The 7,461-nt window shown below is 57.4% G+C and carries 6 protein-coding genes and 1 pseudogene; 4 read left to right on the top strand and 3 right to left on the bottom strand.

Translation table 11 applies throughout. The features are described from left to right. Positions 1-376: pseudogene (locus ABIB90_RS41275) on the top strand (integrase core domain-containing protein); the annotation flags it as partial. A 1-nt stretch (position 377) separates the two neighbouring features. Here the strand turns inward: ABIB90_RS41275 and ABIB90_RS41280 are convergent. After that, positions 378-572, bottom strand: a complete 195-nt coding sequence (locus ABIB90_RS41280; protein WP_354202942.1) for a hypothetical protein — start codon at positions 570-572, stop codon at positions 378-380. A 568-nt stretch (positions 573-1,140) separates the two neighbouring features. Further along, a complete protein-coding gene (locus ABIB90_RS41285; RefSeq protein WP_354202943.1) occupies positions 1,141-1,773 on the bottom strand; it encodes a helix-turn-helix domain-containing protein in 633 nt (210 codons plus the stop codon). 212 nt (positions 1,774-1,985) lie between these two features. On the opposite strand from ABIB90_RS41285, the gene ABIB90_RS41290 reads away from it, so the two are divergent. The 3 genes from ABIB90_RS41290 (at position 1,986) to folD (ending at position 6,337) form a co-directional block, all read left to right on the top strand. After that, positions 1,986-4,469, top strand: a complete 2,484-nt coding sequence (locus tag ABIB90_RS41290; protein ID WP_354202944.1) for a GcvT family protein — start codon at positions 1,986-1,988, stop codon at positions 4,467-4,469. 63 nt (positions 4,470-4,532) lie between these two features. Continuing rightward, the gene (gene purU / locus ABIB90_RS41295) at positions 4,533-5,423 is read left to right on the top strand and encodes a formyltetrahydrofolate deformylase (protein ID WP_354202947.1); all 891 of its coding nucleotides are present in this window, start codon (positions 4,533-4,535) and stop codon (positions 5,421-5,423) included. Beyond that, positions 5,420-6,337: a bifunctional methylenetetrahydrofolate dehydrogenase/methenyltetrahydrofolate cyclohydrolase FolD gene (folD, locus tag ABIB90_RS41300; RefSeq protein ID WP_354202945.1), complete on the top strand. Its 918-nt coding sequence runs from the start codon at positions 5,420-5,422 to the stop codon at positions 6,335-6,337. Before purU ends, folD begins: the two co-directional genes overlap by 4 nt. A 462-nt stretch (positions 6,338-6,799) precedes the next feature. On the opposite strand, the gene ABIB90_RS41305 is transcribed toward folD, so the two are convergent. Further along, positions 6,800-7,318, bottom strand: a complete 519-nt coding sequence (locus ABIB90_RS41305; protein ID WP_354202946.1) for an aminotransferase class I/II-fold pyridoxal phosphate-dependent enzyme — start codon at positions 7,316-7,318, stop codon at positions 6,800-6,802. Between the last annotated feature and the right edge of the window lie 143 nt (positions 7,319-7,461).

A 7,461-nucleotide genomic window follows, 5' to 3' on the forward strand; every position in this document is an offset into this window, starting at 1 on the left:
GACCGCGCCGATCTGCGCCTTACAACGTTCATCGCAACCTCCAAACTCCTGGTGTTGCGACGACCGTTTGAATCCGCCCAATACGTCTCTATCAAATACACCGAACGCCTGGCTGAAGCTGGCGTCGAGCCTTCTGTCGGCAGCGTCGGAGATTCCTATGACAACGCTCTCGCCGAAACCATCAACGGTCTCTACAAGGCCGAGGTGATCCATCGGCGCAGACCATGGCGCAGCTTCGAGCCCGTCGAGTTCGCGACGCTGGAATGGGTGGACTGGTTCAACAAGCGGCGGCTCCTGGCCCATTGGCAACATACCGCCGGCCGAAGCCGAGCAACGCTGCTACGCCATTCTGGAACAGCCGGCCATGGCGGCATAACTTAAACCAAATAGCCTCCGGCAAACCCGGGGCGGTTCAGACCGAGGTTGAAGAGCTTTCCATCGCGAACCTCAGCAGCCGCGTTCTTGAGCGTTTCTGGCCCGATGTGATTAAGCGTTCCGCGTTGGTCCGCTTCACTCCAAAGCCCCCAGTTGCGCAGCTTCTCGGCAAGGTAGTCAAACTTGGCAGGCCGCATAACATGTTCCTTGTTCGCTAAACGGTTGGGCAGCTCGGGGGCTCTCCTGAAAAGCTCCGTTCGCGGGCAGCATCGTTGATGGCAAGTCGGCGCGACCCTTTTCGCTGCATCAAGGACCGCAACAGTTCGGGGATTGTTACTGATTCAGAAAAGTTCTGCCCGCGCTAAATCAGCGACCGCATACTGAAATTGTGCGTCCAATTGCAGCCGCGCGCAGCTTTCCACACCAGCGACCAAGATGCGGTGCCTTAAGCTTGGTGTTTGAGCGGCACAAAGAATTATGAAAGGAGCCGGCGGGGGCAGCAGTCCATCGAGCTCTAGTGTGCGTCCTATTTCTGTAGACCTACCGCTAATCTGGCCCGCTTGGACCAATCGAGAGTTCGGCAGCAGGAGACGGCGAGATGATTTCGGGTCAGCCCCCGGCGTTGGCGCGGAAGAGGTCGGAGCGAGCGTCGACGACGCCTTGCGTCGGTTTTAGGACGCCCATCGCTTCGAGGGACTTAGTTGTTTTGCTCTCGCGCTGGAGGCAATCTCCTCGCTTAAACTGCGCGAGTTCGAGCGATACTCACTAATAGTGGGGCGGTGTAATCACCCAGACTACTTTTGCTGGCACCGTTCCTGGATTAGCGCAGCGATGTTGCGAGGCGCTGTTGAATGAAAAGCTATCGCCCTCTTCAAGCTCGAAACGTTTTCCATCCACCCACAGGTCCAATCGACCAGCGATCAAAATACCCGCTTCATTACCGTCGTGGCTGTACTCGCCGCTATCGGCGCCCGGTTCGATCGTACTCAGAAGCAATTCGAGCGGACCGGCAAGGTTCGGAGACAGAAGCTCTTCGGCAATGCCCAGCCCGGTGAATGTAAAGCGCCGCCGGTGCGCTTTACGGACAATGATCTCTCTTTCATCGGCGGCAGCCTGCAAATTGCCGTGGAAGAACCAATTCATATGCACGCCAAGTACGTCGCTAAGCTTCTTCAAGACTCCAATCGGCAGCTTGGATTGATTTCTCTCGATTTGGCTCAAATAGCCGACCGATATCCCGGCCGCCTGAGCAAGCTGGTTCAAGGTCAGCTTTTTGATTTTGCGCAATTCACGGATCTGGCCGCCTACGGCGGCGTCAGAGTCCATGCCGGCCGTGGAGTTAGGGGCTGTCCATTCGTCAGCCGCGCGAATCGACCTAATAGCCATCGAGTCCTTCAACTTTCAAATCATGGCGGCACAACGAAGCCTGCCCCCGAAATGCGAAGGACAAAGTACAAGCTCGCAGCAGAGCCACGTCGCAACCAAGTCACGCCTGTTAGGCGCCTTGCCTTTATAGATGTGAAATCCTGGAAAGAAACGCCTTGGGCGTAAAAAACCCTTCACATCTATGAAAAAATCTGCCAAAATTTCATGGTAGTTGGAGATCAGTCGTGCCGGAACTTCCAAAGTCGGGTCAAGTCGTCATCATTGGCGGCGGAATCATGGGCTGCAGTCTGGCCTACCATCTTACCCTTCGTGGTTGGACAGACGTTGTTCTGCTCGAGAGAAAGCAACTTACGTCCGGAACCACTTGGCACGCAGCGGGCCTTGTTGGGCAACTGGGTGCAACTCACAATCTCACACGATTAGCTCAATACACGACGGAGCTATACTGCGAGCTCGAGCGCGAAACGGGGCAAAATACCGGATACCGACAGATAGGATCGCTCGCAATCGCCAACAACAGTGAGCGCTTTGAGGAGCTCCGGCGTGGCGCCTCCATGGCCCGATGCTTTGGTCTGGAAGTCAACGTGATTTCGGCGAAAGAAGCGGGTGATCTTTGGCCTTTGATGGCGACGGAGGATCTGGTCGGCGCGGTGCACCTTCCGAAAGACGGGCAGACCAATCCAGTCGATACGACTCAGGCTCTGGCGAGGGGAGCGAGGTCCCGTGGGGCGAAGATCATTGAAAATACTGCTGTTACAGACATCCTCGTCAAGAATGGCCGCGCCCGGGGCGTGCGAACTAAAAACGGTGAAATAGAAGCTGAATTCGTCGTCAATTGTGCGGGGATGTGGGCCAGGGAGCTTGGCGCAAAAGCCGGAACGACGGTCCCTCTTCATGCAGCCGAGCATTTCTACATCGTGACCGAGCCGGTTCCTGAGATCAAAAAGCACCTTCCCGTACTGCGCGATGCCGATGCCTGTACCTACTTCAAGGAAGACGCAGGCAAGCTGCTGGTCGGTTGGTTCGAGCCGATCGCAAAACCCTGGGGTATGCAGGGAATCCCCGAGAGTTTTGAGTTCGATACCCTGCCGGACGATCTCGAGCACATTGAACCGTTGCTTGAGGGGGCGATTCGTCGTGTGCCGCTACTGGCAAAAACCGGAATTCAGTTGTTCTTCAACGGTCCAGAAAGCTTCACGCCCGACGACCGCTATATGCTTGGCGAAACGCCGGAAGTGCGGAATCTGTTCGTTGCGGCCGGCTTCAACTCGATCGGTATTCGCTCCGCCGGCGGGGCAGGTAAAGTCCTGGCCGACTGGATTGTCGACGGTCATCCGCCGATGGATCTTTGGGACGTTGATGTCAGACGGCTGATGCCGTTCCAGTCAAATCGCCGATATCTGAAGGACCGCACTGTCGAGACCCTCGGCCTGCTATACGCCATGCATTGGCCCTTTCGGCAGCCCGACACTGCAAGAGGAGTTCGCCGTTCGGCTCTGCACGATCGCCTGCTTGCGCGAGGCGCCTGCTTTGGAGAGGTCGCGGGTTGGGAGCGGCCGAACTGGTTCGCGCCGCAGGGACAACAGGCAAAGTACCAATATAGTTATGGGCGTCAGAATTGGTTCGAATACTCAGCCGCAGAACACAGGGCTGTACGCGAGGGCGTTGGAGTATTTGATCAATCGTCGTTTGCGAAGTTCGTCCTTGAAGGAGACGATGCTGAATCCATCCTGAACAGGATTTGCTCGAACAACATATCGGTCCCGATCGGTCGCATCGTCTATACGCAATGGCTTAACGATAGAGCCGGCATTGAAGCCGATCTCACCGTCACGCGGGAAGGCTCGAAGCGTTTCCTCATCGTGACGGCCGCGGCAACGCAAGTCAGGGACTTTGGCTGGCTGAGACGTCACATTCCCGAGGGCGCCCGCGCTATCGCGACGGATGTTAGCTCCGCCTATGCCGTGCTGGGTGTGATGGGTCCACAATCCAGGCAGCTCCTCAGCAAGCTTACCGATGCTGATCTTTCCAACAAAGGATTTCCGTTCGCGACTTCCCAACTCATTGATCTCGGCTATGCGAAAGTCAGGGCGAGTCGCATTACTTACGTCGGCGAACTCGGATGGGAATTGTATATCCCAACCGAGTTCGTCCAGGCCGTCTACGATTGTCTCGTCGAAGAAGGCGCTGGATTCGACATGCGCCTCGCCGGCTATCACGCCATGAATTCTCTTCGCATGGAGAAGGGATACCGTCATTGGGGACACGACGTCACGGACGAAGACACCCCGCTGGAATCCGGTCTCGGCTTCGCCGTGGCGTGGTCCAAGCCACACGGATTTATCGGACGAGATGCACTGCTCCGACAGAGGGAGACAGGCCCGCGCCGAAAAATGATCCACATCGCGCTGAACGATCCGGGGGTACTGATCTATCACAACGAGCCTATCTGGCATGACGGGCGGCTGGTTGGCCGGATCACGTCAGGAATGTTTGGACATACGGTCGGGACCTGCCTGGGATTGGGCTTTGTCTACAACCCAGACGGCATTGTCGATGCCTCGTTCGTGAAGGGCGGGCGCTTTGAGGTCGAGGTCGCCGGGCAGCGCATTCCCGCCCAGGCATCGCTGCGCCCGTTTTATGATCCCAACAACAATCGCGTAAAGGATGTAGAGGAAGGTGCTCTCGTCTCGGCCGCGGCCTCGTAGAAGAGCTAGACTGTCATGACGACGACAACCGCTGTAACCGAGCCTCGCAACGTTCATGCCGAAATGCAGAGGTCCTTAATCGACGCACCTTCCAATGATCGCTCCGATTGTCCCGATTTCGTTCTGACATTCTCCTGCACAGACCGCATCGGGATCGTCCACGCCATATCGGGCTTTCTCAGCTCGCATGGCTGTAATATCCGCGACAGCGCCCAATTCTCGGACAGCCGCGTCGGAAGGCTTTTTATGCGAGTGTCCTTTCATGCGCCGGGCCTCTCACTTGAAGATATACAGTCGGCATTTTCCCCAGTCGGCACATCGTTTGGCATGAGCTGGGAATTCCATGACTGCAATTCGAAACCTCGACTTTTGATCATGGTATCAAAGACGGGGCACTGTCTCAACGACCTGCTGTTCCGCTACGCAACCGGCACGCTTGAGGTCGCAATCCCCTTGATCGTCTCCAATCATCGGGATTTTCACCGGCTCGCTGCATCCTATGACATTCCATTTCATCATATGCCCGTCAGCGCAGATACAAAGACCGCAGAGGAAGCAAAGCTCCTGGAGCTCGTCGAGCAGGAGCGGATCGACCTCATCGTCCTGGCGCGGTACATGCAGGTCTTGTCGGACAATCTCTGCCAGAAGATGTTCGGCAAGATCATAAATATCCACCACTCTTTTCTGCCGAGCTTCAAAGGTGCAAAACCGTATCATCAAGCCCACTCAAGAGGGGTCAAGTTGATTGGGGCGACGGCTCACTACGTCACGGCAGCCTTGGATGAAGGTCCGATCATTGAGCAAGATGTGCTTCGCGTGGATCATTCGCTTACCCCAGACGATCTTTCAGCCGTCGGAAGAGACGTAGAAGCCGCTGTTTTGGCGCGGGCGGTCAAGTTACATACAGAAAATCGCATCCTCATGAACGGCGATCGTACGGTGATCTTCCGATGAGCATTCCGGATATCGAGCGCAATTCTGTATGTGAGCGGGCTCTCATCGACGGCGTCGCGGTTGCGGCTCGGATCCATTCTGAGCTGCGAAGCGCAGTCGAGAACTTAAGCGAGAGGGGACTTACACCCGGATTGGCTGTTGTTCTTGTTGGTAGCGATTCGGCCAGTTCGGTCTATGTCCGTACGAAGATTCGTCGATCGATCGAAGCTGGTCTGCGCTTGTTTCATCATGAGCTGCCAAGCACTACGAGCGAAGCAGATTTGCTATCATTGATCGACAGGCTGAATACAGCTCCCGATGTCCACGGCATCCTCGTCCAGCTGCCGTTACCTTCCCACATTGATGCTCAGAGGATTGCGTTTGCCATCGATCCGACGAAGGACGTTGACGGCCTTCATCCGATGAATGTAGGCAAGCTATCGATCGGCGCGGATGCGCTGGTCCCCTGTACTCCGCTGGGCTGCATGCTACTGATCAAGGGAGTTCGCAGCCAACTCGCTGGGCTCCACGCGGTCATTGTTGGACGCTCCAACATTGTCGGCAAGCCGCTCGCCCAGCTTCTACTTCGAGAGAATTGTACCGTCACGGTCGCGCACTCTAAGACCGACGACCTTGCTTCGGTGTGTCGCCGCTCGGATATTCTCGTGGCGGCTGTTGGGCAACCCGCACTCATTCGTGGTGAATGGATCAAGCCTGGTGCGATCGTCATCGACGTCGGGATCAATCGCATCGAACATGAAGGGCGCCGCCGACTGGTCGGTGACGTGGATTTTGAGAGCGTGCGCCTCATGGCCGGCGCACTCACTCCGGTCCCCGGCGGTGTCGGCCCCATGACAATTGCTTGTCTTCTTAGAAATACGATCGAAGCAGCATGCCGTCGACACGGCGTCGCATGGCCAATCGCTACCACGTGACCCGTTTTCCAGAAGGTACCTTGTGAAGAATGCCGATGTCGGCGCCTTCTGACCTCTTAGGTGGCTTGGACTCTCCTTTTCTGTTCGGTAGCGGATGTCCGCCTCGATGAACGCTTTCCACTCACAATCCGAGTGCCTCCACCGTCCGAGAGTGCGACATCGGCCGTGCCAATCCCTCGATGCCACACGAGCGGGGCATCATGTTGGACGTGGTAAGTGACGCGATCAACCACGGTTGAGTATTTGTCCTTCGCGCGCTCCTTGCGTGTAAATCTTCGACGGGCCCTTAGCTGGTACCTGGCCGCGATGCAGGAGCGTGGCTGCCGCTCTTTCGGTCATACGGGCGTGGCCTGCCGGAGGGCCGATCGTTAGGCCCCCGCCCGGCCAAGAACCACCCTGCACACGCACAATGACTTTTGGAGCGCCGCGTTCCGTTGACCGACGGGCGTTCGGACGGCTCATTCAAGAGACTGCCCCATGAAGTCCGAGCCTCTGGGTGTAGCGGGCGATCCGCAAAGCCGCTTCGTCTATCTCCGTATCCGTGACGCCCAGATTGATGCGCAAATAGCCGGTCGCGCTCTCGCCAAAACCGTCCGCGGGCAGGATTGCCACGCCTTCTTCAAGGACGAGGCCTTTGGCGAAGTCATAGGCCGACAGACCGATGGCACGCGCATCAAGCATGACGAACATGCCGCCGTCGGGCCGGTGGCACGACAGGAGGGGGACGGCTTCCAACCGGTCACAAAGCCGGTCGCGGCGGCGGCGATAGGCGGCTTGCAGCTCGGGGAGGCCGTCCGGAAACTCCTCGAGCGCGGCGATGGCCGCGTCCTGCAAAAAGGTAGGAATGCCGTAGGTTGAGCAGAGTGCTAGTTGACCGGCACGACGCGCCAATTCCAGCGGACTGATCATCCAGCCGAGTCGCCAACCGGCCATCGCATGGGATTTGGAAAGGCTACCGATGGTGATCGTACGTTCCGCCATCCCGGGAAGGACAGAAGGTGAGAGATGCCGGCCCTCGTACACCAGGTCGAGGCATTCGCCCTCCCGCTTGGCCGGGCCGTGCAAATCCGCTCGCAGCAGCAGCGCCAGCGCGGCTGGAAGCTTTATTCCTTCCATGCCCCGGA

It is taken from the genome of Bradyrhizobium sp. JR4.1 (assembly GCF_040548605.1).
In the GTDB taxonomy this organism is placed as follows: domain Bacteria; phylum Pseudomonadota; class Alphaproteobacteria; order Rhizobiales; family Xanthobacteraceae; genus Bradyrhizobium; species Bradyrhizobium canariense.

Bases quoted from the DNA above. Each gene is read 5' to 3' on its own strand.
- folD (WP_354202945.1), top strand. From the start codon at position 5,420: ATGAGCATTCCGGATATCGAGCGCAATTCTGTATGTGAGCGGGCTCTC.
- purU (WP_354202947.1), top strand. From the start codon at position 4,533: ATGCAGAGGTCCTTAATCGACGCACCTTCCAATGATCGCTCCGATTGT.
- ABIB90_RS41280 (WP_354202942.1), bottom strand. From the start codon at position 572: ATGCGGCCTGCCAAGTTTGACTACCTTGCCGAGAAGCTGCGCAACTGG.
- ABIB90_RS41305 (WP_354202946.1), bottom strand. From the start codon at position 7,318: ATGGCGGAACGTACGATCACCATCGGTAGCCTTTCCAAATCCCATGCG.